Origin of the sequence: Halorubellus salinus (genome assembly GCF_020567525.1) — an archaeon.
Classification (GTDB): domain Archaea; phylum Halobacteriota; class Halobacteria; order Halobacteriales; family Natrialbaceae; genus Halorubellus; species Halorubellus salinus.
The window spans coordinates 240,309-263,771 of the sequence record NZ_JAJCVI010000005.1; the positions used below are offsets into that span (position 1 = coordinate 240,309).

The following is a 23,463-nucleotide window of genomic DNA, read 5'->3' on the forward strand; positions in this document are numbered from 1 at the left end:
TGTGGGGAGCCGTCGCTGTCGGGGTTCCTGTGAGCCGCTGCAGGCGACGCGTCGCTGCCGGGTCGTTGGAGCGTGTATGCGACGCGAGGGGTGTGCGTCGCAGGAGAGGGAGGAAGCGGCGCCGCGAGGGGAGCGACGGCGCCGCAAGGGGGCGGGGACCGCGTGGCGGCGTGAGAGGGTCGGTTGGGCCTGTGTGCTGCGTGCCGTGTCAGTAGTCGAACGGCGTCGTCACGGCGACTGCGGCGTGCGCCGCGAAGTCCGCTGCGACGGTGGTCGTGGCGGCGACCTGCTTCGGGCCGTTGCCGTTCCCGCCACCGTTGCCGTTCCCGCCACCGTTGCCGTTCCCGCCGCCGTTACCGGGTGCGCCGCCGTCGGTCTCGTTCCCGGTCGGTGCACCACCCTGCGTCCCGTTCGGCGGACCGCCAGTGGAGCCGTTCCCCGCGCTCGCGCCGGGCGTACCGTCGGGCGGGCCGCCGGCGGACGCGTTCGTCTCGTTCGCGGCGCCAGCGCCGGCGGTCCCGTTCGGCGGACCGGCGTGAGCGGGCGCGTTCCCCGGGTTGTTCGCGACGACGTACGACGCGATGACGCGACCGGGCGCCGTCGTGTTCGTGTCGTTCGTCGCGTTCGCGATGACGCGCTGGAGGCCCGTGACGAACTCCTGCATCGCTGCCTCGGAGCTCGTCTCGTTCCCGTCCATCACGTCATCGCTCTCGTTCCCCTCCGTCTCGTTCTCGTCGAGGTCCGTCTCGTTCTCGTCGAGGTCCGTCTCGTTCTCGTCGAGTTCCGACTCGTTCTCGTCGGTGGTCTCGTTGTCGGGGCTGAGCGCGAGGTCGGCGTCGCCGTCGATGGCCGTCGTCGCTGTCGTGTCTGCGGGTGCGGCGGCGCCGACCATCGGGCCGACGGCGGCGACGAGCATCACGAGCACGCCGAACAACGCGGTCTTTCTGGAGTCTGGCATCACCTGGTAACAACGTGGATACCTGCATAAACCGGGCACCTCGTTCGTTCCGTTCACCACCCAACCGAGACGTCCCTAAAGAACGTTAGGGCGTTCAAAAACCGTTTTCGTCGTTTAATTCCGGACTCCGGGGCTGCGGGTGCGGTGGTGGCGTGGTGCGCGTTCGTGGCGAGCACGTCAGCGAGCGAACGTTTCATTGCCTTCGCACGAGGAGGGAGTGTATGCGAAAGGGGAGTGATCGGGGCGCGTCGTCACCGATGGGGTCGCTGTTGATGGTCGCGTTGACGCTCGTGGTGGTCGGCGCAACCGGCGTGTTCGTCTTCGACCTGGCGCCGAGCGACGAGGAGCGAGCACCGGCTGCGAGCGTGTCCGTGACGGCGGTCGTGGACGGCGAGAACGCACAGCAGCTCGTCGTCGCGCACGACGGCGGGGACGCGCTCGCGATAGCCGAGTTCGACGTCGTCGTGCGCGACGCGGGAACGACGACGCGGACGCCGCTATCGGCGTTCGACGACCGCTCGGGGACGAGCGGTGGCGTCGTCGACGCCGGCGACACGCTACGGACGGCGTTCCTGCTCGACGGCCCGACGACCGTCCAGCTCGTGCATCGCCCCTCGGGGTCAGTGGTCGTCGAACAGTCCGTCTCCCGGCCCGACAGTTCGCCGGACGTCGTCGACATGGACGCGAGCGACCCGACGCAGTCGTTCGAGAGCAGCCAGGACGGCGACGGCGAGACGACCGTCGAGGCCGGCGGGGCGACGGTCCGGATGGAAGGCAACCAGTGGAAGTACGTCGACTACGACTACGACGTGACCGCGGACACGATGCTCTTCTTCGAGTTCAACAGCACGGCCCGCGGCGAGATCCACGGTATCGGACTGGAGGACGACCAGGACCAGACCGGAGCTCGCATCGTGCAGGTGTTCGGCGTCCAGGACTGGGGGAAGAACGTCTCGGACTTCGCTGGCGCGGAGTACTACGAGCTCAGCGACGGCTGGATTCGCTACGAGATTCCGGTCGGCGAGCACTACGAGTCCAGTGGCCTACCGAGTGAAATCGAGCATCTGGTGTTCGTCAACGACTGCGACGGGAACGTCGATAATTCGCGAGCGTCGTGCCCATCGGAGGACGGCAGCAGGACGCTCGCGAACTCGCAGTTCCGGAACGTCCGCGTGTACGAGCCCTCGGCGTCGCCGGTCGTCGTCGCGTCCCGGCAGGGTCCCGGTGTCGGCGCGGTGAACGCGACGGCGAGCGGGCGCTGGACGAGTTAGGGGCGTTCGACGAGGGCGGAATCGGTACTCCCGTTCAGGCGCGTTCGACCAGTTCCGTGGCCTGCTCGCTGGCGCGCTCGCGGACGGCGGCGGCGTCGAGCGTGGTGAGTTCGCGGTCGCGCATGAGGACCTGGCCGTCGCAGACGGTGTGGCGGACGTCGCTGCCGGTGGCGGCGTACGCGAGGTGACTGACGAGGTCGTGCTGGGGGGTGAGGTGTGCGGCGTCGAGGTCGAGGACGGCGAGGTCGGCGTTCGCGCCGGGTTCGACGCGGCCGGCGTCGATGCCGAGGACGTCGGCGCCGCCCTGGGTCGCCATCTCGACGGCGGCGCCCGCGGGGACGGCGCTCGCGTCGTCGGCGGCGAGCTTCCCGAGCATCGCGGCGTCGCGCATCTCGTCGAAGACGTCGAGGTCGTTGTTCGACGCGGCGCCGTCGGTGCCGAGCGCGACCGTCACGCCCGCGTCACGCATGGCCTGGACGGGCGCCATCCCGCTCGCGAGCTTCATGTTCGACGCCGGGCAGTGCACGACGCCGGCGCCGGTCTCGGCGAGCAGGGCGTGCTCGTCGCTCGTGGTGTGGACGCCGTGTGCGAGGAAGTCCTCGGGTTCGAGGAGGCCGAGTTCGCGCGCCCACGCCAGCGGCCGTTCTCCGCGCTCGTCGACGATAGGGTCGACCTCGTCGGTCGTCTCGTTCGCGTGGAAGTGCACGGGAACGCCGGCGTCGCGCGCTGCCTCGGTGTACTCGCGGAGGACGTCGGGGTCGACGGTCGTCAGCGAGTGCGGCATGAACGCCGTCGAGACGCGACCGTCCGCGGCGCCGTCGAACCGCTCGGCGACCCGGATGGACTCCGCCGCGTCCTCGCGCGCCGCCTCGTCGTCCTTCCCGACGGTGACGACGCCGTGGCCGACCCTGGCGCGCAACCCAGCGGTCTCGACGGCGTCGACGACCGCGTCGACCTCGAAGTACATGTCCGCGAACGCCGTCGTCCCGCTCTTTATCATCTCCACCGCCGCGAGTTCCGTGCCGGCGCGGACGTCCTCGCTCGTGAGCGCCGCCTCCACGGGCCAGATGTCCTCCTGGAGCCACGCGTCCAGGGGCTTGTCGTCCGCGATACCGCGCAGGAGCGTCATCGCGGCGTGCGTGTGCGCGTTCACGAGCCCCGGCATCACGAGACAGTCGTCGGCGTCGAGCGTCACGTCGCCCGCGAGGTCCTCGCCGACCTCGACGACCGTTCCCTCTTCCTGGTCGACCAGCACGTCCGCCCGCACGACGTCGTGGTCCGGGAGCAGGACGCGCCCGCCGGACACGCAGAGCGTACTCATACCACCTGCTTCCGGACGCCGCGCCATGTGCGTTCTCATCCGTAGCGCCGACCCGTCTCCCTGGGACTCGCGGGACCGCGCGGCTGCCGCGAGGGAAAGCGTATTCCGCACGCCACCGCAAGGACTCCTATGCGCATCGCGGTACCCAACAAGGGCCGGATTCACGACCCCTCGATCTCTCTCCTCGAACGCGCGGGCCTCCCGGTGGTGGATGGCGCGGACCGGAAACTGTACGCCGACACCGTCGACCCCGACGTCTCCGTGCTGTTCGCGCGAGCGGCCGACATCCCCGAGTACGTCGCCGACGGCGCCGCGGACCTCGGCATCACCGGGCTCGACCAGGCCGAGGAGGCCGGGCACGAGAACGTCGAGGCGCTGCTCGACCTCGAGTTCGGCGAGTGCCGGCTCGTCCTCGCCGCGCCCGAAGACGGCGACGTGGAGACGCCGTACGACCTCGATGGGAAGACGGTCGCGACCGAGTTCCCGCGGCTCACCCGCGAGTACTTCGACGAGCGGAGCATCGACGCGGAGGTCGTCGAGGTCACGGGCGCCACCGAACTGACGCCGCACGTCGACATGGCGGACGCGATCGTCGACATCACGAGCACGGGGACGACGCTCCAGGTGAATCGTCTCGCCATCATCGACGAGGTCCTCCAGTCGAGCGTGCACCTGTTCGCGCGCAGCGACGTCGTCGACGACGAGAAGACCGAGCAGGTCCGGACCGCGCTCGCGAGCGTCCTCGCCGCCGAGGGCAAACGCTACCTGATGATGAACGCGGACGAAGCCGACCTGGACGCCATCCGCGACGTCATCCCCGGCATGGGCGGCCCGACGGTGATGGACGTCGCCGGCGACGACAAGGTCGCCGTGCACGTCGTCGTGGACGACGCGGACGTCTTCGAGACGATCAATCGCGTGAAGCAAGCGGGCGCGAGCGACATCCTCGTCACCGAGATCGAGCGCCTCGTCGAGTAACCAGATCGAGCAACGTCGCTCGAATCGACTCGCTCGCCCTCGACGCCGCGCCATCGCTCGACTCGACTGGCTCGCCCTCGACCCGACTCGCTCGCCCTCGACGCCACGCCGTCGCCGCCGCGCCGTCACTGAGCGCTCAGAACTGTTTCTCGAGGAGGCCGGCGGTGACGAGTTGGACGACACCGAGCCCGACCAACAGCCCGCCGACGAGGGTTCCCGAGAGCGAGAACACGTCGCTGAGCGCGACCCCGACCGCGGCGACGCCGGGCGCGAACCACACCGCGCGCACCACGGGCTCGCTCGACAGGACGACCGCGACGGCGAGCGCGAGCGCGCCACCGACGAGGCCCGCGTACAGCGACGGCGACGATTCCACACCCAGCACGGTGAACGCAGCGACGAGGAGGCCACCGACGAGGAGGAACACGCCACCGCGCGCGAACTTCGCGCGGTCGTCGGCGTCCATGTCGACCTCGGACGTACTCATGGCGCGACCTACGGCCGGTACCGTACAAAAAGCCCGGCGTTCCGGGTGAGCGAGTGACTGCGTGCCAGGCGACGAGCGGTCAGATGGGCGCGGTCCGGAGGAGTGCGGCGAACGGTCAGATGGGCGCGGTCTGGAGGAGCGCGACGAGGTTGAACACGGTGATGCCGGCGATGACGGCGACCGTGTAGTGCGCGACCGCGACGAGCGCCGTGGACTTCCAGGAGAGCCGGTAGACCGCGGAGATGGCGAACGCATCGAGCGCGAGCGTCACCGCGATGACGATAGCGGGCTCGTAGCGCTGGAGGAGCATCGACGCGACCGCGAGCACCACGCCGACGACCACGGCGCGTTTCAGTGGCGCATCCCCGAGGACGTACCGCGCGGCGACGAACAACGTCAGCGAGTAGAATATCGCGGCGACGAGGAACGTACCGATGAACGCGACCGGACTACCGGCGACCGGGTCGAGCTGCGCGGGCGAGAGCACCATCACTCGACGTAAGGAGCCGACGGGTTTTCAGTCCCGCCCTTCCGGTGCCTCGTCGCTTGCGCGTGCCGCGGCTGTCCGTGGTCGGGGTACGTGGCGCGTCGAGAAGGGTCGTGAGAGCGGTCGGGCCGCGCTCAGGAGTCGAGGAGACCGAGGTCCTCGAGCCGGGAGACGATTTTGTCGACGGCGTGCCGGGCGTCGTCGGGCTTCTTCCCGCCGGTGATGACGAGCTTCCCGGAGCCGAAGAGGAGCGCGACGACCTCGGGGTCGTCGAGGCGGTAGACGAGGCCGGGGAACTGCTCGGGCTCGTACTCGATGTTCTCGAGGCCGAGGCCGATGGCGATGGCGTTCAGGTTGAGGTTCCGTCCGAGGTCCGCGCTCGTGACGATGTTCTGCACGACGATCTCGGGGTCTTCCTCGACCTCGATCTTGAGGTCGCGGAGCTTGTCGAAGACGATGCGCAGGCTCTCGTGGACGTCGTCGGTGCTCTTGGCGCCCGTGCAGACGATCTTCCCGCTGCGGAAGATGAGTGCGGCGGATTTGGGTTCCTGGGTCCGGTAGACGAGACCGGGGAACTGCTCGGGGTCGTAGTCTGCGCCTTCGAGGTCCATGGCGACGGACTGGAGGTCGAGCTCCTGGCCGATGCCGGTGGAGGCAACGACGTTCTCGATGTTGATGGTGTCCTTGGGGTCGTCGTCGGTCATCGTTCGCTCTTAAAGTCGTATTTAAGGCTTATAAAGGTTGGTGCTGCGGTGAACGTGCCGCGACCGACCGTCACCCCGGTTCTCGGGGCTTTCGGCCGGACGAACCCGGTCTTAAGGGGTACTTGAGGGGGTCCGGTAGCGGTCGCGGCCGTGGTCGCGACCGGGGGTCGAACGGCTTTTGAGCGGCGGCGAGGTACGGTCGGGCGTGTACCTGCTGGAACTCGGCGGCGAGGACGACGCGTTCGCGCGCCGCGAGGCGGCGACGGCAGCGACGGGCGTCTCGCGGCTCGGCGTCGGCCTCGCGACGGCGGACGCGGTGGTCCCGGAGCGCGTCCGCGGGCTGGCGTACACGCGGCGTGCGAGCGAACTCGTCGGGACCGGCGACGCCTCGATAGCGTCGGCGCGCGCGCTCCTCGACGCCGCGCCGCTCGCCCGGGAGGGCTCGGTCGCGGTTCGCGCGCGGGACGTCCGCGGCGCCACGGGCGTGTCGACGAGCGACGCCGAACGGGAACTCGGTGGCGTGCTCGTCGACCGCGGGTTCGACGTCGACCTCGACGACCCCGACCACGTCCTGCGGGTCGCGTTCGCGCCGGATGACGAGGCGCTACGCGCCTCGGACAGTCGAGCGGGCGACGCCCGCGACACCGAGGTGGACCCGGCGACAGAGGACGCGTCCCACGGCCCGCAGTCCGGGGACGCTGGCGTCTGCGCGGTCGGCTGGGAGACCGCGGCGTCGGTCCGGGACTTCGGCGACCGGAAGCCGACGGACCGGCCGTTCTTCCAGCCGGGGAGCATGGACCCGCTGCTGGCGCGCGCGATAGCGAACCTCGCTGGCGCGCGCCCCGGTGCGACCGTGCTCGACCCGATGTGCGGGACCGGCGGCGTGCTCGTCGAGGCCGGGCTCGTCGGCGCGGACGTCCTCGGCGTGGACGCGCAGGCGAAGATGGCGCGGGGTGCGCGCGAGAACCTCGCCGCGTTCCTGGAGTCGGGAGTCCCGGAGCTCGCGACGCCGGGCGACTGGGCGACGATGCGCGGGGACGCGACGCGGCTCGCGCTCCGCGACGACACGGTCACCGGCGTGGTGTTCGACGCCCCGTACGGCCGCCAGTCGAAGATAGAGACGCACGCGCTCGACGACCTCGTCGCGGGCGCACTCGAGGAGAGTCGCCGGGTCGCGGACCGCTGCGTGCTCGTCGCCGACCGCGACTGGCGCGACGCCGCCCGGGACGCCGGGTGGACGGTCGACGCGGCGTTCAAGCGGCGCGTGCACGCGAGCCTCGACCGGTACGTGCTCGTGCTCGACGACGACGGCGTCGACGCGCGCGCCGTCTGACCGCGATTCTTCCGGAGGACTTCGGGCTGTGAGCTACGCGTACCGGCCGTAGCCGGCGGCGACGACCACGCCGCCGAGGCTCGCGACCGCGAGCACGAGTACCCGGTATCCTGCGTCGTCGAGGAGGACGTCCGACGCGACGAGCATCGCGAGACGGCCCTCGGGCGCGAGCGAGACGAACGGGACGGCGACGAGCCACGCGCCGAGCGCGAACGCCCACACGGCCTCGTAGTCGAGGACGCCACTGGCTGCGGCGACGACGCCCGCGAGCGCGCCGAGCGCGAGCACCGCGGCGACGAACGTCGTCCGAGCGTCCGTCGCGACGGCGTCCGCGAGGAGCGCGACGACGAACACCGCGACGAGGACGACGCCGGCGGCGACGCCGACGCGCTCGAAGCGACTCGGGTCGGTCATGCGACTGCCTGCGAGAGCGCACAGAATAGGTCTGTTGGTGACTCACCCCGCGAGGTCGTGCGCGTTCACTCCGCGAGGTCGTGCGCGGTCGTCTGCATCTCGCGTTCCTCGTCGGAGTCGACGTCGAGCGCCGGCACCCCCGTCGGTTTCCCGTCCTCGTCGACGGCGACGAACGTGAAGCACGCCGCGGTGGTCTTCGCCATCTCACCGGTCAGGGGGTCCTCGCGGTGCGCGCGCAGGAACACGCGGACGCTCGTCCGCCCCGCGTCGAACACGTACGCCTCGATGACGGCGGTGTCGCCGACGGGAATCGGTCGTTCGAAGCTGAACTCGTCGACCGCCGCGGTCACGCACGGCGCGCCAGCGAACCGCATCGCGCTCATCGCCCCCACCTCGTCCATCCACTTCATGAGGTTCCCGCCGTGGACGGCGTCGTAGTTGTTCGCGTGATTCGGCTGGACGCGCTGGCGGTTCTCGATGTACGTCTCGGCGAGCGAAGCCATACGTCGACCGTTCGCGCACCCGCCGCAAAAACCCCGGGCGCGAACCGGCTCAGGTGTCGACGCGCGGCCCGTCCTCGCGGCCGAGTTCCGCGAGCATGTGCGAGAGGTGCACGCGGTCGCTCGACCCCTCGGTCATGTCGAGGTCGATCTGGCCCGCGAGCTCGTACAGCGTCGCCAGCCTGTCGCCGTCGTACCGCGACCTGGCCTCGTCGAGCACGACCTCGAGGACCTCGCCGCCCTCGTAGCCCTCGTCGACGAGGAGGTCGTCGAGGACGCCCCTGGCGTCCATGAACTCGCCGGCTTCGGCCGCGTCCAGCATCTCCTGGACCTGCTCCTCGTGCGCGACGTCACCGAGCGTCTCGTACGCCGCCTGCATCGACACCTCGCCCTCGCCCTCGTACGTCGTCTGCGCCGCCAGCACCGCCTCGCGCACGTCACCGTCCGCGAACCCGGCGACGTACTCCAGTCCGTCCGCGTCGTATTCGACGCCCTCGCGCTCGCAGACGCGCTCGAGGACGTCGACGAGCGCGCCGTGACTCGCCGCCGGCATCGACACCGGGAAGCACCGCGACCGGATCGGCGGAATGAGCTTCGTCGGCTGGCGCGTCGTCACCACGAACTGCGTCGCCTCGTGGTACTGCTCCATCACGCGCCGCAACGCCTGCTGGAAGTCGATGCGAACCGCCTCCGCGTTGTCGAGCACCACCGTCTTGTAGTGCCCGCTCACGGGCTGATAGCTCGCACTCTCCTTCAGCACGTGGTTTATCATGTCGCGCTTGGAGAGGTGGGACTTCCCGCGGAGGAACGACGCGAACCGCGGGTCGTTCGTGATCTCCTTTTTCGTCCTATCGAAGAAGTCCGCGACGTTGATCTCCACGAGGTCGTTCTCCGGGTCCGCGTGGCTCTCCCGCGCGAGCGCTCGCGCGGCAGCGGTCTTCCCGACGCCCGCCGGCCCGTACAGCACGAGGTTTATCGGGTCGTCCACGGCGTGCTGGAGGTACTCGCGAGCGTCCTCCTGAGGGAGGTCCGCGAGCGTCGGCGCGTGTCGGTCGGTCCACAGCGGCGCGTCCATCACCACGACGTAGTCGCGGCCGCGGTACGAATCTGTCGGTTACGTCACGGCGTCGTCGCCCACCGAGTCGACGCGATGCCCTCGCACGCAGTCCAAGCGACGCCCTCGCACGCAATCGACGCGCGCCGCTATGGAGGTCGTGGAGAACGGAAGAATGCGCGGAGAAAGTGGTTGCCGGTCAGACCGCGGCGAGCGCGTGCCCGCCGAGTTGCTGTGCGGTCACGCTACCGTTACCGTTCCCGCCGCCGTTGCCGCCCTTGACCTTGCGTTCGAGTTCGACCTCGGCGTCGCCGCTGGTGACCGTCACCTCGAGCTCGTCGGTGTCGGGGACCTCGAACGCGAGCGTCCCGTCAGCACCGGTCTCGCCGACGGCCTCGCCGTTCACGGAGACGGTCGCGTTCGCGACCGACCCGTTCGCGTCCGTCACCGAGAGCGTGACGTTCTCGCCGGCACGAACCTTGCCGTCGAGCGTCGCCTCGAGCGCGCGCTCGGTCTCGGACTCGTCGTCCTCGGTCTCGGAGTCGTCGTCGCTATCGTCGTCATCGTCGTCGCCCTTGTCCTTCCCGTTCGCGCCGCTGTTCCCGGGGTTCTCGGGCTTCCCGTTCTTGTTCACCTTCTCGATCTCGACCTGGTCGCCAGTCCCGGACTCGCTCACGATCGGCCGGAGGATGTACTTCCCGGAGTTCCCGGCCTTGTGGACGTTGATGTCGAACACGAAGTCCGGCGAGGAGTTCGCCGACAGCTCGAAGTTCTTGTTGAGCTGGAGCTTCGAGCTCGGGAGCTTGACGTTCACGGACTCGCCGTTCGTGAGCGTCGCGTTGATGTCGCTGACGTACACGAACACCTTGTCGTACTCGCCGGCGGGCACCGACACGTTCGAGATGGCGGTCGCGTTCGCGCCCTTGAGCTTCGTCAGGTCCACGGTCTCGTTGTCGACGTCGTGCATGACCCAGCCGTCCTTCGATTCCGCGTCGTCGTCATCGTCGGACGCCTCGGGTTCCTCCGTCTCCTCGGGTTCCTCCGTCTCCTCGGGTTCCTCCGTCTCCTCGGGTTCCTCCGTCTCCTCGGGTTCCTCCGTCTCCTCGGGTTCCTCCGTCTCCTCGGGTTCCTCAGTCTCCGTGGGCTCCTCGGTCTCGGTGTCGTTCATATCGACGGTCGTCTCGTTCGGGTCGTCGACCGTCGTGGTGTCGACGTCGCCGACGTCGGCGTTCGCGTCCGCCTCGGTCGTGTCGTTCGCCGACGCCGTCTCGTCGGCGTCGTCGTCTTCGGCGTCGTCACCGCCGGCCTTGTGCAGGCCGATCTTCGTGATGGTGACGTTCAGGTGCTCGAAGTCCTCGATGGCGCCCGGGCGGTCGCTCACGTAGAACGTGAGGGCCGCCGAGTCGCTCGCGGCCATCGAGCCGGTGTCGCCGCCGACACCGTCGTCGGTCGTCGCCTGTGCTTGCGTCGTCGTGCCCGGCACGGCCGTCGAACAGCCCGCCAGGACGAGGAGGGCTGCCACGGCGACCGCACCGACCGCCTTCTTCGTGGGCATCGTCGAGAGTACGTAGCGCCTACTTGGTCATAACCTGGCCAGAACGTTCGACCCAATTCAGTCGGCGTGAACGGTTTGAACGGACGCGAACCGTCCGCGGAACCGGGCGGTTCGGCGGCGTTCCGGTCCGCGATATCGACACCGGGATCGTTCCGATACGGGTTTCCCCGTGGCGGCACGAGACTCACGCGAGCATGTCGTTACGCGTGACGTTCCTCGGGACGAGTGGCGCGATCCCGACCACTGAACGGAATCCGGCCGCGCTGTTCGTGTCCCGAGAGGGCGACGACCTCCTCTTCGACTGCGGCGAGGGCACGCAGCGACAGATGATGCGCTATGGCACCGGGTTCGGCGTCGACCACCTGTTCGTCACGCACACGCACGGCGACCACGTGCTGGGGATCCCCGGCCTCACGCAGACGATGGACTTCAACGAGCGCGAGCGACCGCTCGCCGTGCACGTGCCGGCGGGCGAACGCAAGACCGCGAAGCGGCTCCTGAACGCGACGGGGAACACGCCCGGGTTCCCCGTTCGCGTGAAGGAGGTGCGCGCGGGCGACGTCGCGCTGGACGGCGACGGCTACGAGGTCCGCGCGTTCGACGTGAATCATCGGACGAACGCGGTCGGGTACGCGATAGTGGAGGACGACCGGAAGGGCCGGTTCGACCGCGAGAAAGCCGAGGACGAACTCGGTATCGAGCCGGGGCCAAAGTACTCGAAGCTCCATCGTGGCGAAGCCGTCGAGCTCGAGGACGGCACGGTCGTCGAGCCCGATTCGGTCGTCGGCGACCCGCGGCCCGGCCGCACGGTCGTCTACACGGGCGACACGACGCCGACGGGGAGTACGGTCGACGTCGCGGAGGACGCGGACCTGCTCGTGCACGACGCGACGTTCACCGACGAGTGCGAGGAGCGCGCGGCGTCGACCGCGCACTCGACGGCCGCACAGGCCGGGAGTATCGCACAGCAGGCAGGTGCACGGCGGCTCGCGCTCGTCCACATCTCCTCGCGGTACGCCGGGGACGTCTCCGCGCACGAGGCCGAGGCCGCCGACGAGTTCGACGGGCGCTCGTGGGTGCCCCGGGACGGCGAGACGTTCGACGTCCCGTTCCCCGACAAAGACGACTGATTCGCTCCCGTTCCCCGTTCTGTCAGGCGCTTCCGTCGCGCTCGCGCGCCCACTCGACGAGCGGGCCGAACGCGTCGCAGAGGTCGCGGCCGTCGGCGGTGAGCGCGTACTCGACGCGCGGCGGTATCTCGTCGTACTGTTCGCGGTGGAGGATGCCGGCGTCGCACCGACGAGTGCGGTGTCGCCGGCCGTCCCCGTCCGCATCGCGCGCGAACTCGCCACCTGAACCGCGACGGGCGCCAGCGCGAAACCGCAACCCCCGCGGAACTTATACGCGTCTCGCCCCTATCGCCGGCCAGTGAGTGCGAGAACCAGCGCACTGGACAGCGTCGTCTTCGGCGTGGACGTCCAGAGCGGGGACGTGCGCGGGGACGCGCCGTCGTACGCGCTCGTCGTCCTCGAGTCGAGCGCGGGCGACGACGGGTACGAGATCGAGCGCGACGTGGTGACGCTCCGGAAGCTCCGGCGGCGCATCGCCGACGAGGAGCCCGGTATCGTCGCGACGGACAACATGTACGAGCTCGCCGCGGACAAGGACGCTCTGGTGCACTTCCTCGGCGAGCTCCCGGCGGGGACGAAGCTCGTGCAGGTCACGGGCGCGGAGCAACCCGAGCCGCTGTCGCGGGTGGCGAAGCGTCACGGCGTCCCGTACGGGAAGGACCCGATGCAGGAGGCCGAGGCCGCGGCGAGGTTGGCGGCGGCGAACGTCGGCGTGGAGGTGTCGGCGTTCACCGACGAGACCACCGTGAAGGTCGCTCGCGGCCGGTCGACGGGGAAGGGTGGCTGGTCGGAGGACCGGTACACGCGACGCATCCACGGGAGCGTGAAGACGCGGACTCGCGAGGTCGAGTCGGAACTCGACGACGCGGGCCTGGAGTACGAGCGCGAGGTCACCGAGAAGTACGGCGGGTTCTCGCAGGCGCTCTTTCACGTCGAGGGGCGCCCGCAGGACATCCCCGTGAGCCGGCATCGGTCGGGGGACGTCAGGGTCGAGATCGAGCGCGAGCGCCGGGACGGCATCGAGTTCGAGCCGCTCGCGAAGCGCCGCGACCACGTGCTCGTCGGCGTCGACCCCGGTACGACGACCGCGGTCGCCATCGTCGGTCTCGACGGGAGCGTGCTCGACGTCCTCTCCACGCGGACCGCGGACACGGCGGCGGTCATCGAGTGGATCGTCGAGCGCGGCCGCCCCATCGTGGTCGCGGCGGACGTGGAGCCGATGCCGAACACGGTCGAGAAGATACGGCGGAGCTTCGACGCCGCCGGCTGGATTCCCGAGACGGACCTGCCGGTGGACGAGAAACAGCACCGGACGCGCGAGGAGGGGTACGAGAACGACCACGAGCGGGACGCGCTCGCCGCCGCCCTCTTCGCGTTCGACGACCACGAGGACCAGTTCGAGCGGGTGGCCCGGAAGACGCCGCCGCGCCTGGACCGCGGCGAGGTGACGGCGCGCGTCGTCGCGGGCGAGGAGTCCGTGGAGGCGGTCGTCGAGGACCTCACGGCGAGCGACGACGACGGCGGCGGCGACGACGGGAGCGAGCACGTCGAACGCGAGTTGAGCGCGGAGGAGAAGCGCATCAAGACCCTGGAGCGCCAGGTCGAGCGGCTCCAGGACCACGTCGCGAGCCTGGAGGAGACGGTCGGCGAGAAGGACGACCGCATCGAGGAGCTGGAGGGCGAGCTGGAGGAGTCACGGCGCGAGGAGCGTCGTGACGCGCGCGAACGCCGCACCGTCTCGCGGCTGAAGCGCCGGAACGACGCGCTCGAACGCGACGTCGACGAGCGCGACGACCGCATCGACGAACTCGAGGGGAAGCTCGCGCGCCTGAAGGAGCTCTGGAAGCTCGACCACTCGAACTTCGCGGACGTCGAGGAGAAGAAGAAGGGGCTCGTGCCGGTCAAGCCCGTCGACGAGTTCACGAAGGCCGCTATCGACGACGCCCACGAGGCCTACGGTATCGCGACCGACGACGTCGTGTTCCTGCGGAACGCGGCCGGTGCAGGGCGGTCGACCGCGGAGAAGCTCGCGGCGTTCGAACCACGGGTCGTGCTCGTCGGCGACGGCGGCCTGTCGGACATGGCCGACGCCGTCCTGTTCGACGCCGAGGTTCCGGTCGGGCCGGCCGACGACGTCGCGATGCAGGAGGTCGACGAGCTCGCGGTCGCCCGCGAGAACGACGTCGACGCCGTCGTCGAGGACTGGCACGACCGCGCCGAACAGCGCCGGAAGGAGCGCAAGGCCGAGCAGCTCGACCAGCTCATCAGCGAGCACCGTGCCGAGACGAAGAAGGAGCAACGACGGAGCTAGACGGCGAACCGCCGGCGACCGCGGGCCATGGCGTCGCGCGTCCCACGCACCTGCCTGGTCACTTCCAGGGACTCGGGGCGACGCCGAGTCGGACGACGACGGGGCGGTACAGGAACGCGAGCGCGACGACGACCACCAGTTCGCCCCAGAAACCGAGGTCGCCGACGGCCGTTCGAAGGATCGTGAGAACGCCGAAGACGAGGATGATCATCGCGAGGTAGTGCGGAACGAGTTCCTTCAACTGGTCGGTGTCCATACGTCACAATAGGCGAGGACCGGTATAAACCATCCTCGGCGGCAGGACGCGACCCGTGCTCGCGAGCGTCCGCGGGGCCGTCGACGACCGGACCGTTAGACACAGCGGATGGATTCAGCGGTCCTGTCGGTCCAGCTTGCCACCGATCGCTGCTCCGAGAACCATGCCGATTCCCATTCCCAGGCCGATGCTATCGATCGCTATCCCGAGGCCGACACCGAGAGCGAGGCCAACGCCGGCGCCGCGCGTCACTCCCCTCTCGGATGTTCGTAGGTATCGCACGATACAGAGTCTACGCCAGTCTGGAGCATAGCTATTCGCTCTGTGCAGAACGGTCCGATCGGTCTGACGCCGAGCGCTGCTCGTGACCGACTCGCACTCGCACAGCTCGGCATCGGGTGCTTCGGCGCGAGAGGCGTGAGAATGGCTTCGTCGGGTCGATACCGGGTTCGTTCGCGCGTTCGCCCGCCTTACATCATGCCGCCCATGCCCATCATCCCCATGAGGCCGGAGACGAGGGCGCGGACGAAGAGGCCGAGGCCAGCGAGGACGAGCGCGATACCGCCGCCGATGATGAGGTTCTGGCTGGCGATAGCTGCGATGCCGCCGAGGATGCACAGCAGCCCGAGGAATCCGGAGACGCCGAGCATCTGCCGCATGCGTCCGAGACCGCCACTTCGTTGACTCATGTCCCCCGATTGCTTGGCGGGACGGCCTAAACCTGCCGGTCCGTGGCCGGACGAAGCGGGGTTCGAGTGGGGTTTCGGTCGCCAGAGAGGGAATTAGTTAAAACCGTCGCGCGAGAACCGGTTGATATGAGCGACAACGACGACGGGGGACGGAAGGACCTCCGGATGCCCGACGACGATGAGGTGTTCGCTACCGTGACAGACATGCTCGGCGCGAACCGGGTGAAAGTCAGGTGCGCGGACGGCGTGGAGCGCACCGCTCGCATCCCGGGGAAGATGCAGAAGCGCGTCTGGATCCGGGAGGACGACGTCGTCCTCGTCGACCCGTGGGACTGGCAGGACGAGAAGGCCGACATCACGTACCGGTACGAGAAGCAGGACGCCGAGCAGCTCCGGGAAGAAGGCCACATCGCCTGACTCGTTCTCGACGCGCGTTCGTGCTCGCCGGGCGGGTAGTGGCGGGAACTACGAGCGTTTTAGGCGGATGCGGGCATAGTGCCGGGTAGTGACTTCGAGCGACGCGAGCGAGACGGCGGCGGGCGACGGGGGGAGCGACGACGCCGGTGACGCGCCGGTGGACAATCCGTTCGTGCGCGACCCCGACAGCGAGTTCGAGCCGATCGACGCGCTCGACGAGGTGGCGGCGCGCGAGCAGGCCGAGGCGCTCCGCGAGGCCATCGAGTTCCACGACTACCGGTACTACGTCGACCACGACCCCGTCGTCGCGGACCGCGAGTACGACCGGTTGTTCCAGCGGCTGCTCGACCTCGAGGCCGCGTTCGACCTCGCTATCGAGGGGTCGCCGTCGAACCGCGTCGGCGGGGAGCCCGTCGACCGGTTCGAGACGGTCGAGCACGTCGCGCCGATGCTCTCCATCGACCACACCGACAGCGCCGAGGGCGTCCGCGAGTTCGACAACCGCGTTCGTCGCGAGGTCGGCGACGTCGAGTACGTCCTGGAGCCGAAGTTCGACGGCGTGAGCCTCGAGGTGGTGTACGAGGACGGCGAGCTCGTGCGGGCGACCACGAGAGGCGACGGCTACGAGGGCGACGACGTGACGCGGAACGCCAGGACCATCGCCGCCATCCCCCAGCGGCTCCGGGGCGACTACCCCGAGTTCCTCGCGGTCCGCGGCGAGGTGTACATGCCCCGCGAGGCGTTCACCGAGTACAATACGGAGCGCGTGGAGCGCGGCGACGACCCGTTCGCGAACCCGCGGAACGCGACCGCCGGCACGATCCGCCAGCAGGACCCGACGGTCGTCGCCGAACGCCCGCTCTCGGTCTTCTTCTTCGACGTCCTCGAATCGAGCAGTCCGTGGGACACCCACAGTGCGGCGCTGTCTGCGTTCCGACGTCTCGGGCTCCCGGTCTGCGAGCGCGTCGAGACTGGTGCGGACGCCGAGGCCGCCATCGCGTACCGCGACGCGCTGCTCGCCGAGCGCGACGACCTGGACTACGAGGTAGACGGCGTCGTCGTGAAGGTCGATTCGACGGCGAAGCGCGACGAACTGGGGGCGACGGCGCGCGCGCCGCGGTGGGCGAAGGCGTACAAGTTCCCCGCGAGGGACGAGGAGACGCCGGTCGCGAACGTGACGGTGCAGGTCGGGCGTACGGGGCGACTCACGCCCGTTGCACTCCTCGAACCCGTTGACGTCGGCTGGGTGACGGTGTCGCGGGCGAGCCTCCACAACTTCGACGAGGTCGAAGCGCTCGGGGTCGGCGTCGGCGACGTCGTGCGCGTGCAGCGCGCTGGCGACGTCATTCCCTACGTCGACGAGGTCGTCGAACGGAACAGCGACGGGCCGTACGAGCTCCCCGAGTCGTGCCCGGTCTGCGGGAGCGTCGTCGAACGAGAGGGCCCGATCGCGTACTGCACTGGCGGGCTCGGATGTCCCGCGCAGCTCCGACGGTCGGTGGAGTACTACGGGTCAGAGAAGGGCCTGGACGTCGAGGGCCTCGGCGAGGAGACCGTTGCCCAGCTCGTCGACGCGGGCCTCGTCGAGGACGGCGTCGCGGACCTCTACGAGCTCACCGAGGACGACCTGGCGGCCCTGGAGGGCTGGGGCGAGCGGAGCGCCGAGAAGCTCGTCGCGGAACTGGACGCGACCCGCGAACCGGCGCTCGCGGACTTCCTCGCGGCGCTGGGCATCCAGGAGGTCGGCCCGGAGCTCGCCGACCGGCTCGCACGGCACTTCGAGACGTTCGACGCGCTCCGCGCCGCCGCCGCGAACGACGACCGCGAGGCGCTGACCGCGGTCGACGGCGTCGGCGACGCGGTCGCCACCCAGCTCGTGGACTTCTTCGCGAGCGAGGCGAACGCGGCGGTGCTTGACGACCTCCTCGTCCACGTGTCTCCACTGGAAGCGGAGGGGGTAGCGGGCGAGGAACTGGAGGGATTGACGTTCGTCTTCACGGGGTCGCTCTCGGCGGCACGGAGCGCGTTCGAGGACGTCGTCGAAGCCCACGGCGGGAGCGCGACCGGGAGCGTCTCCGGGAACACCGACTACCTCGTCGTCGGCGACAGCCCCGGCGCCAGCAAGACCAGCGACGCCGAAACCGAAGGCGTCCCGACGCTCGACGAAACCGAACTCCGGGAGTTCCTCACGGACCACGGCGTCGACGACTGGCCCGGCGAGTAAACGTCACCGCCACTCGGGGGCGCACCCCACCGCCTCGAACCGCCGACCCGGTGACCGGCGGATGCCCATAGAGTCAGTTCAGACCACGTCGTGGTCGTCGGGTTCGTACGCGACCGGTGGTCGTTTGGTGCGGTCGGCGGCGAGGCTGGCGAGCCACGCCCAGTCCGCCTCCTCGAGTGCGGCGTCGAGCGCGTCGTCGTCGAGGTTGGCGACGAGTTCCCGGATACGCTCGCGGGGGTCGTTCCGGATGGCACTCTCGCGGAGGACGGTGTCGGGGTCGGCGACGTCCGCGAGCTGTTGCGCGTAGAAGTGGAGTTCGTCGAGCGGCAGGTAGTCGGCGCCGTACTCGCGTTCGAGGCGCTCCCGGAGCCCGGTCGGGTCGCGGGCCGCGTCCAGGCCGAACTGGCGCTTGATGGCGGCGTGCGCGTCACTCCCCGCGTCGCCTCCATCGCCGAGTTCGGCGGCGAGACGCTGGACGCTCCCGGCGTCGCGGCCCTGGTAGACGTACCCGAGTTCGATGGACTCCCCGTCGCGTTCGGTCGCGACGATGGCCGTGGCGCGCTCGCCGGGCGCGAGGACGTTCCCGGCGAGGACGCGTGCGTTCGGCTCGGTGCCCTCGGGGAGGTGGACGACGAGTCGGTCGTCGCCGTCGACCACGACGACGCCGGGGGCCGGGCCGACGTAGGCGCGAGTGCGGAGGCGCGCGAACCGCCGGCGGCGTTCGTCGTCGATGAAGCACGTGATCGTTACGGTCACGCGACCACCCCCGGTGTCGCGGCCCCGGGTCCGGTCGTGGACGCGATCGCAGTCGTCGAGCGGGATGCGGTCACAGGTCCGCCCCCTCGAAGCGCTCCAGGGCGACGTACAGCGGTGCGGTCGCCCAGACGACGAGGACGACGAACCCGACGGAGGGTTCCGCGAGGAGCGTCAGCTCCGTCGGCGGCGTCCCGCCGAAGTACCCGAACGCCCCGCCGATGTCGGGGTAGACGCCGACGACGAGGTTCCGGAGGGCGGTGAACGGCCCGAACTGGGCGACCGCCGGCAGGAGCGTCGCGGGCGCCGACTGCGTGCCGTACACGCCGTTCACGAGGAGTCGCCAGAGGATGTCGTGGAGGCGGAACACGAAGAACAGGTAGACGCCGACGGCGAGCACGGCGGCGCGCGTCGTCCCGGACACCGCCGCCGAGATCGCGGTGCCGAGCGCGACGAAGATGCCGGCGAACGCGACGAGGGCCGCGAGCGCGGCGACGAGTCTGAGCAGCGGGATGGGCGCGAGCATGAGGGCGGCGACGCCGGTCGCGAACGCGAACAGGCACGTCACGACGACCGCGGTGACCGCGAACCGGCCGGCGAGACTCCCGAGGACGATATCGCGGCGCGAGAACGGCATCCCGAGGAGGACGACGAGTTCGCCGCGAGCGCGCTTGTCGACGACCCGGCCCTGCGCGAGCATGATGGCGGCGATGGGGGCGAGGAACAAGGCGGCGCCGACGAGCACGCCGAGGAACCGGAGGCCGGGGCGGTCGACGTACGCGGGGTCGTAGCTGCTCGCGTAGATGTAGCCCGCGATGAGGCCGACGACGGTGAACAGGCCGACGCCGACGTGGAGCTGGCGTTCGCGGACGCTGTCGCGGACGTCCTTGCGCGCGACGAGCCGCCACATCAGGACGCACCTCCGGGCGTCGCCTCGGCCGTGGCGGTCGCGTCACGGCCGTCGCCGCTCGTGTACGCGACGAACAACTCCTCGAGGCTGGCTTCGCGCGTGTCGACGTCGCGGACGTTAGCGCCGTCGTCGTAGCACGCTTTCACGACGCGGCCCTTCGCGGCGGGCGTGCAGGAGGCGTCGACGACGGGCCGCCCCTTGTCGTCGGTGTCGACGGTGACGTCGGTGACGCCGCGGAGGCCGGCGACCGCGTTCCGGAGCGTGTCCGGGCGTTCGTCGAGCGTGACGGTGACGCCGCCCGTCGCGCCCGCGGTCTCGCGGAGCGCGTCGATGCTGTCGACGGCGACGAGCCCGCCGCCGTAGAGGATGCCGACGCGGTCGGCGACCGCCTCCACCTGCCCGAGGATGTGACTGGAGAAGAACACGGTCTGGCCGTCGCTGACGGCGTCGTCGATGACCTCGCGCATCATGCGTGCACCGGCGGGGTCGAGGCCCGTCGTCGGTTCGTCGAGCACGAGGAGGTCGGGGTCGCCGACGAGCGCCATCCCGAGCATGAGGCGCTGGGCCATCCCCTTCGAGTACGTGCGGACCTGCCGGTCGCCGTCGCCGGCGAGCCCGACGCGCTCCAGTATCTCGTCGGGGTGCTCGCGGCCGCGCTCGGCTTCGATGGTGAACTCGAGTTGCTCGCGGCCCGTCATCCGCCCGAGCGCCCCGTAGCCGTCCGGGAGGATGCCGACGCGCTCGCGGACCGCCGTCGGGGACTCCTGGGCGTCGTGCCCGAACACGCGCGCGGTCCCGCTCGTCGGGCGGACGTAGTCCATGAGGACGTCGATGGTCGTGGACTTCCCCGCGCCGTTCGGCCCGAGGAACCCGAACACCTCGCCCTCTTCGACCTCGAGGTCGAGGCCGTCCAGGGCCGTGACCGTCCCGAAGCGCTTGGTCACGTCCCGCAGTTCGATAGCAGCCATACCCCGCACGTGTCGAGGAACGCACAAGAGACTACCGGAGGCCCGGACGACGACCGAACCGAAGAACACATCAGCGAACGTTGATTTCGGTCCGGTATGGAATCGGACCGCGGTTTCGCGGCGCGGGCACGCGACCACCTTCGACCCGCGGCCACCTTCGCAGTCGGTGCGGTGCTCGCGGGATTCGCCGCCCTCACGTTCTGGCAACAGGCCTATCTGAGCGTGCAACGAGACGTCTCCGCGAGCACGGACCCGGTCGGCGTCGCGTTCGTCCTCGCGTACTTCGTCGCCGGGGTCGTCCTCATGTTCGTCTCGACGATGGCGTCACTCGACCGGCGCGCTCACGGCGGCCGCTGACCGCCCGTCGTCGAGGCGCTCCCGGGACGAACAACTGCCGTCCCGGGTCTTCGTGTAGTGACTCAGCGACGACGGCCAGTACTTGACCAGGACGTCGACGCATCCCTCGGTCGTGAACTCGCTCGTCTCCGTCTCGTCTGTTCCTGCGACGGACGTGTGGAGCACGTACCGGCCCGGGTCGCCGGGCGTGCTCTCTCGGACCACGACTCGTCCAGCTTCGTCAGCAGTCGGAACCGTCGTCGAATCGTCGACCACCACGTCGCCGTTGCGTTCGACGCGGACCGCTATCTCGATTGCCTCCGCAGCGTTGTTCTCGACCGAGATGGTGCCGAGGTCGGCCCTGGGAGAGCGAGTTCCGACGCAGCCGGCGAGCGCAATCGTCGTGGGGAGGGCGGCAAGCAGCCGTCGTCGTGAACGCATGTGCTCGACGGGTCAGTCGGGACGAACAAAAAGGACCGGTGGGTCGCTTCAGAGGTCGGCCTGGGTGAACTTGCCGTACGCGAGGGCGAGGGGGACGATCGCCCAGACGGCGAGCCAGACGAACCCGAACCAGGGTTCGAGGTAGATGGCGTCGCTGCCGGCGAGCCCGCCGCTGCTGGTGGCGTCGACGACCGCGGCGACCGCGGACTGGTAGGCCGCGGAGGGCACGAAGCTGACGAGCCCGAAGTACCACTCGGGGTACTGCGCGACGGTCGCGGGGAGCGCGAAGCCGTTGGCGACGTAGACGGCGCCGGTGGCGACGAGGCTCCAGACGAGTTCGAGGACGACGAACGCGCCGAACGCGAGCGCGCTGGCGCGACTCGTCGTGGAGACGCTCGCGGAGATGGCGACCATGAGGCTGACGTACGCGAACGCGAACAGGACGGTGACGCCGACGAACAGCGCGTAGTCCACGAGGTTCACGGCGCCGAGCAGCCAGAACGCGAGGCCGAACGCGAGCCCGAACCCGAGGAGGACGGGGATGGCCATCGTGAGGCTGCGGCCGAACACCTTCCCGATGACGACGTCGCGTCGCGAGTGCGGGAGGCCGAGCAGGAGCTTCGCGCTCCCGGTGTCGCGCTCGCCGGCGACGGCCTTGTACGCCACCACTAACGCGGTGATGCTCACGAACAGCGCGGCGCTGGCGGCGAGGAAGTCGAAGAACCCGAGCGCGGCGAGGTCGGGGTCGGCGCCGACCCCGCCGGCTTCGAACTCCGCGAACGCCCACACCATGAACGCCGCGAACAGCACGAACAGCGCGGTGAGGAGCCAGAGCGCGCGCGAGCCGCGAGCGTCCTGGAAGTCCTTCCGGGCGATGGCGGTGACGCTCATCGCGACACCTCCGAGGGCTCGGCCGCGTCAGATTCGGTCGCGTCCTCGGTGGTCGCGTCCGTGATCGGTGCGTCGGCCGCGTCGCGGTCGGTGTCGGCGGCGTCGTCGGCGGTCAGTTCGTCGTCGGTGTCGTGGTTCGTGTACGTCATGAACAGGTCCTCGAGGCTGGTGCGTTCGGTGGCGAAGTCGCGGACGCCCACGCCCTGCGCTTCGATGGCGTCGAGGACGCGCGTCTTCACGCCGGGGTCGCACGCGACGGTGAGCGTCGAGTCGCTCGCGGTGACGGCGGTGACGCCGGCGACGGCTTCCACGGCGTCGAGGGTCTCGGGCGTGGGGACGGCGTCGAGTTCGACGGTCATCCGGGCGTCGGCGTCGACGCTGTCGCGGAGGTTCTCGATGGTGTCGATGGCGACGACGCGGCCCTCGTCGAGGATGCAGACGCGGTCACAGACCGCTTCGACCTGTTCGAGGATGTGACTCGAAAAGAACACGGTCGCGCCGCGCGCGGCCTCCTCGCGGATGATCTGACGGATCTCGCGGGCGCCGTTCGGGTCGAGGCCCGTGGTGGGTTCGTCGAGGATGAGGATGTCGGGGTCGCCGACGAGCGCCATCGCGAGCACGAGCCGCTGCTTCATGCCCTTCGAGTACCCGCCGGCCTTGCGGTCGGCGGCGTCGAGGATGTCCACGCGCTCCAGGAGGGCGTCGACGTCCTCGTCGACGCGCTTGGAGTCGACCGCGAACTGGACGTGCTGGCGGCCGGTGAGGCGGTCGTAGACGTGGAAGCCGTCGGGGAGGACGCCGACGCGCTGACGGAGCGCGACGCCTTCCTTCTGGGGGTTCATGCCGAGGACGCTGACTGTCCCCGACGTGGGGCGGACGAAGTCCAGGAGGACGTTGATCGTCGTGGACTTCCCGGCGCCGTTCGGGCCGAGGAACCCGAAGATCTCGCCCTCGTGGACCTCGAGGTCGACGTCCTCGAGCGCGAGGACGTCACCCGGGAATCGCTTCGTGAGACCGGCGATGCTGATGGCTGAAGACATATACCTGATAGACGACCGCCGAGTATTTATAGATA

Annotated in this window: 26 protein-coding genes; 8 read left to right on the forward strand and 18 right to left on the reverse strand. The window is 69.8% G+C overall.

The features are described 5' to 3' along the window. Positions 1-208: 208 nt before the first annotated feature. Positions 209-958: a hypothetical protein gene (locus LI336_RS15375; protein ID WP_227134033.1), complete on the reverse strand. Its 750-nt coding sequence runs from the start codon at positions 956-958 to the stop codon at positions 209-211. A gap of 221 nt (positions 959-1,179) precedes the next feature. Here LI336_RS15375 and LI336_RS15380 point away from each other — a divergent pair, with 221 nt between their 5' ends. Next, positions 1,180-2,229: a type IV pilin domain-containing protein gene (locus LI336_RS15380; RefSeq protein WP_227134034.1), complete on the forward strand. Its 1,050-nt coding sequence runs from the start codon at positions 1,180-1,182 to the stop codon at positions 2,227-2,229. 34 nt (positions 2,230-2,263) lie between these two features. Here the strand turns inward: LI336_RS15380 and LI336_RS15385 are convergent, their stop codons facing one another. Then, the gene (locus LI336_RS15385) at positions 2,264-3,550 is read right to left on the reverse strand and encodes an amidohydrolase (RefSeq protein ID WP_227134035.1); all 1,287 of its coding nucleotides are present in this window, start codon (positions 3,548-3,550) and stop codon (positions 2,264-2,266) included. 129 nt (positions 3,551-3,679) lie between these two features. Here LI336_RS15385 and hisG point away from each other — a divergent pair, with 129 nt between their 5' ends. Next, positions 3,680-4,528, forward strand: coding sequence for an ATP phosphoribosyltransferase (hisG, locus tag LI336_RS15390; protein ID WP_227134036.1), 849 nt, complete (start codon positions 3,680-3,682; stop codon positions 4,526-4,528). 136 nt (positions 4,529-4,664) lie between these two features. On the opposite strand, the gene LI336_RS15395 is transcribed toward hisG, so the two are convergent. The 3 genes from LI336_RS15395 to LI336_RS15405 form a co-directional block, all read right to left on the reverse strand. Continuing rightward, complete coding sequence (locus tag LI336_RS15395; protein WP_227134037.1) at positions 4,665-5,015, reverse strand: hypothetical protein; 351 nt, start codon at positions 5,013-5,015, stop codon at positions 4,665-4,667. A gap of 115 nt (positions 5,016-5,130) precedes the next feature. Further along, complete coding sequence (locus LI336_RS15400; protein ID WP_227134038.1) at positions 5,131-5,505, reverse strand: DUF7473 family protein; 375 nt, start codon at positions 5,503-5,505, stop codon at positions 5,131-5,133. 131 nt (positions 5,506-5,636) lie between these two features. Continuing rightward, positions 5,637-6,206 carry a TATA-box-binding protein gene (locus LI336_RS15405; RefSeq protein WP_227134039.1) on the reverse strand — a complete coding sequence of 190 codons (570 nt, stop codon included), beginning with the start codon at positions 6,204-6,206 and terminating at the stop codon, positions 5,637-5,639. 205 nt (positions 6,207-6,411) lie between these two features. Between LI336_RS15405 and LI336_RS15410 the strand changes: the two genes are divergently transcribed. Further along, the gene (locus LI336_RS15410; RefSeq protein ID WP_227134040.1) at positions 6,412-7,539 is read left to right on the forward strand and encodes a THUMP domain-containing protein; all 1,128 of its coding nucleotides are present in this window, start codon (positions 6,412-6,414) and stop codon (positions 7,537-7,539) included. Positions 7,540-7,572: 33 nt separating this feature from the next. Here LI336_RS15410 and LI336_RS15415 read toward each other — a convergent pair whose 3' ends face one another. The 4 genes from LI336_RS15415 to LI336_RS15430 form a co-directional block, all read right to left on the reverse strand. Beyond that, positions 7,573-7,953 (reverse strand): hypothetical protein, encoded by a 381-nt coding sequence (locus tag LI336_RS15415; RefSeq protein WP_227134041.1) that lies wholly within the window; start codon positions 7,951-7,953, stop codon positions 7,573-7,575. Positions 7,954-8,018: 65 nt separating this feature from the next. Then, positions 8,019-8,456, reverse strand: a complete 438-nt coding sequence (locus tag LI336_RS15420; RefSeq protein WP_227134042.1) for an acyl-CoA thioesterase — start codon at positions 8,454-8,456, stop codon at positions 8,019-8,021. 49 nt (positions 8,457-8,505) lie between these two features. After that, positions 8,506-9,528, reverse strand: a complete 1,023-nt coding sequence (locus LI336_RS15425; RefSeq protein ID WP_227134043.1) for an AAA family ATPase — start codon at positions 9,526-9,528, stop codon at positions 8,506-8,508. A 178-nt stretch (positions 9,529-9,706) separates the two neighbouring features. Beyond that, positions 9,707-11,062: a DUF4382 domain-containing protein gene (locus LI336_RS15430; protein WP_227134044.1), complete on the reverse strand. Its 1,356-nt coding sequence runs from the start codon at positions 11,060-11,062 to the stop codon at positions 9,707-9,709. Positions 11,063-11,256: 194 nt separating this feature from the next. On the opposite strand from LI336_RS15430, the gene rnz reads away from it, so the two are divergent. After that, positions 11,257-12,192, forward strand: coding sequence for a ribonuclease Z (gene rnz, locus LI336_RS15435; RefSeq protein ID WP_227134045.1), 936 nt, complete (start codon positions 11,257-11,259; stop codon positions 12,190-12,192). Positions 12,193-12,214: 22 nt separating this feature from the next. On the opposite strand, the gene LI336_RS15440 is transcribed toward rnz, so the two are convergent. After that, on the reverse strand, positions 12,215-12,448 hold the full coding sequence (locus tag LI336_RS15440; RefSeq protein WP_227134046.1) for a winged helix-turn-helix transcriptional regulator: 234 nt from the start codon (positions 12,446-12,448) through the stop codon (positions 12,215-12,217). 42 nt (positions 12,449-12,490) lie between these two features. Between LI336_RS15440 and LI336_RS15445 the strand changes: the two genes are divergently transcribed. Next, positions 12,491-14,503, forward strand: a complete 2,013-nt coding sequence (locus LI336_RS15445) for a DUF460 domain-containing protein (protein ID WP_227134047.1) — start codon at positions 12,491-12,493, stop codon at positions 14,501-14,503. A 58-nt stretch (positions 14,504-14,561) separates the two neighbouring features. Here LI336_RS15445 and LI336_RS15450 read toward each other — a convergent pair whose 3' ends face one another. Together LI336_RS15450 and LI336_RS15455 are read right to left on the reverse strand one after the other, a co-directional pair. Then, positions 14,562-14,759: a hypothetical protein gene (locus LI336_RS15450; RefSeq protein WP_227134048.1), complete on the reverse strand. Its 198-nt coding sequence runs from the start codon at positions 14,757-14,759 to the stop codon at positions 14,562-14,564. Positions 14,760-15,229: 470 nt separating this feature from the next. Further along, positions 15,230-15,448: a DUF7470 family protein gene (locus tag LI336_RS15455; RefSeq protein WP_227134049.1), complete on the reverse strand. Its 219-nt coding sequence runs from the start codon at positions 15,446-15,448 to the stop codon at positions 15,230-15,232. A gap of 126 nt (positions 15,449-15,574) precedes the next feature. On the opposite strand from LI336_RS15455, the gene eif1A reads away from it, so the two are divergent. Then, entirely contained in the window at positions 15,575-15,865 is a 291-nt protein-coding gene (gene eif1A, locus LI336_RS15460) for a translation initiation factor eIF-1A (protein ID WP_227134050.1), read from the forward strand. A gap of 88 nt (positions 15,866-15,953) precedes the next feature. Continuing rightward, positions 15,954-18,089, forward strand: coding sequence for an NAD-dependent DNA ligase LigA (gene ligA / locus LI336_RS15465; RefSeq protein WP_438267286.1), 2,136 nt, complete (start codon positions 15,954-15,956; stop codon positions 18,087-18,089). Between the two features lie 78 nt (positions 18,090-18,167). On the opposite strand, the gene LI336_RS15470 is transcribed toward ligA, so the two are convergent. From LI336_RS15470 to LI336_RS15480, 3 genes are all read right to left on the reverse strand, one after another. Beyond that, on the reverse strand, positions 18,168-18,845 hold the full coding sequence (locus LI336_RS15470; RefSeq protein ID WP_227134051.1) for a hypothetical protein: 678 nt from the start codon (positions 18,843-18,845) through the stop codon (positions 18,168-18,170). Positions 18,846-18,915: 70 nt separating this feature from the next. After that, positions 18,916-19,752 (reverse strand): ABC transporter permease, encoded by an 837-nt coding sequence (locus tag LI336_RS15475; protein ID WP_227134052.1) that lies wholly within the window; start codon positions 19,750-19,752, stop codon positions 18,916-18,918. Next, positions 19,752-20,720 carry an ABC transporter ATP-binding protein gene (locus LI336_RS15480; RefSeq protein ID WP_227134053.1) on the reverse strand — a complete coding sequence of 323 codons (969 nt, stop codon included), beginning with the start codon at positions 20,718-20,720 and terminating at the stop codon, positions 19,752-19,754. The genes LI336_RS15475 and LI336_RS15480 overlap by 1 nt, the downstream gene beginning before the upstream one ends. A 96-nt stretch (positions 20,721-20,816) precedes the next feature. Here LI336_RS15480 and LI336_RS15485 point away from each other — a divergent pair, with 96 nt between their 5' ends. Beyond that, positions 20,817-21,077, forward strand: a complete 261-nt coding sequence (locus tag LI336_RS15485; protein WP_227134054.1) for a hypothetical protein — start codon at positions 20,817-20,819, stop codon at positions 21,075-21,077. Here LI336_RS15485 and LI336_RS15490 read toward each other — a convergent pair. Genes LI336_RS15490 through LI336_RS15500 form a run of 3 tightly spaced genes read right to left on the reverse strand, consistent with a single transcriptional unit; the run spans position 21,045 to position 23,428 of the window. Further along, positions 21,045-21,497: a hypothetical protein gene (locus LI336_RS15490; protein ID WP_227134055.1), complete on the reverse strand. Its 453-nt coding sequence runs from the start codon at positions 21,495-21,497 to the stop codon at positions 21,045-21,047. The genes LI336_RS15485 and LI336_RS15490 overlap by 33 nt on opposite strands. Before the next feature lie 48 nt (positions 21,498-21,545). Further along, positions 21,546-22,388 carry an ABC transporter permease subunit gene (locus tag LI336_RS15495; protein WP_227134056.1) on the reverse strand — a complete coding sequence of 281 codons (843 nt, stop codon included), beginning with the start codon at positions 22,386-22,388 and terminating at the stop codon, positions 21,546-21,548. Then, positions 22,385-23,428, reverse strand: a complete 1,044-nt coding sequence (locus LI336_RS15500) for an ABC transporter ATP-binding protein (RefSeq protein WP_227134057.1) — start codon at positions 23,426-23,428, stop codon at positions 22,385-22,387. The genes LI336_RS15495 and LI336_RS15500 overlap by 4 nt, the downstream gene beginning before the upstream one ends. Positions 23,429-23,463 lie beyond the last annotated feature (35 nt).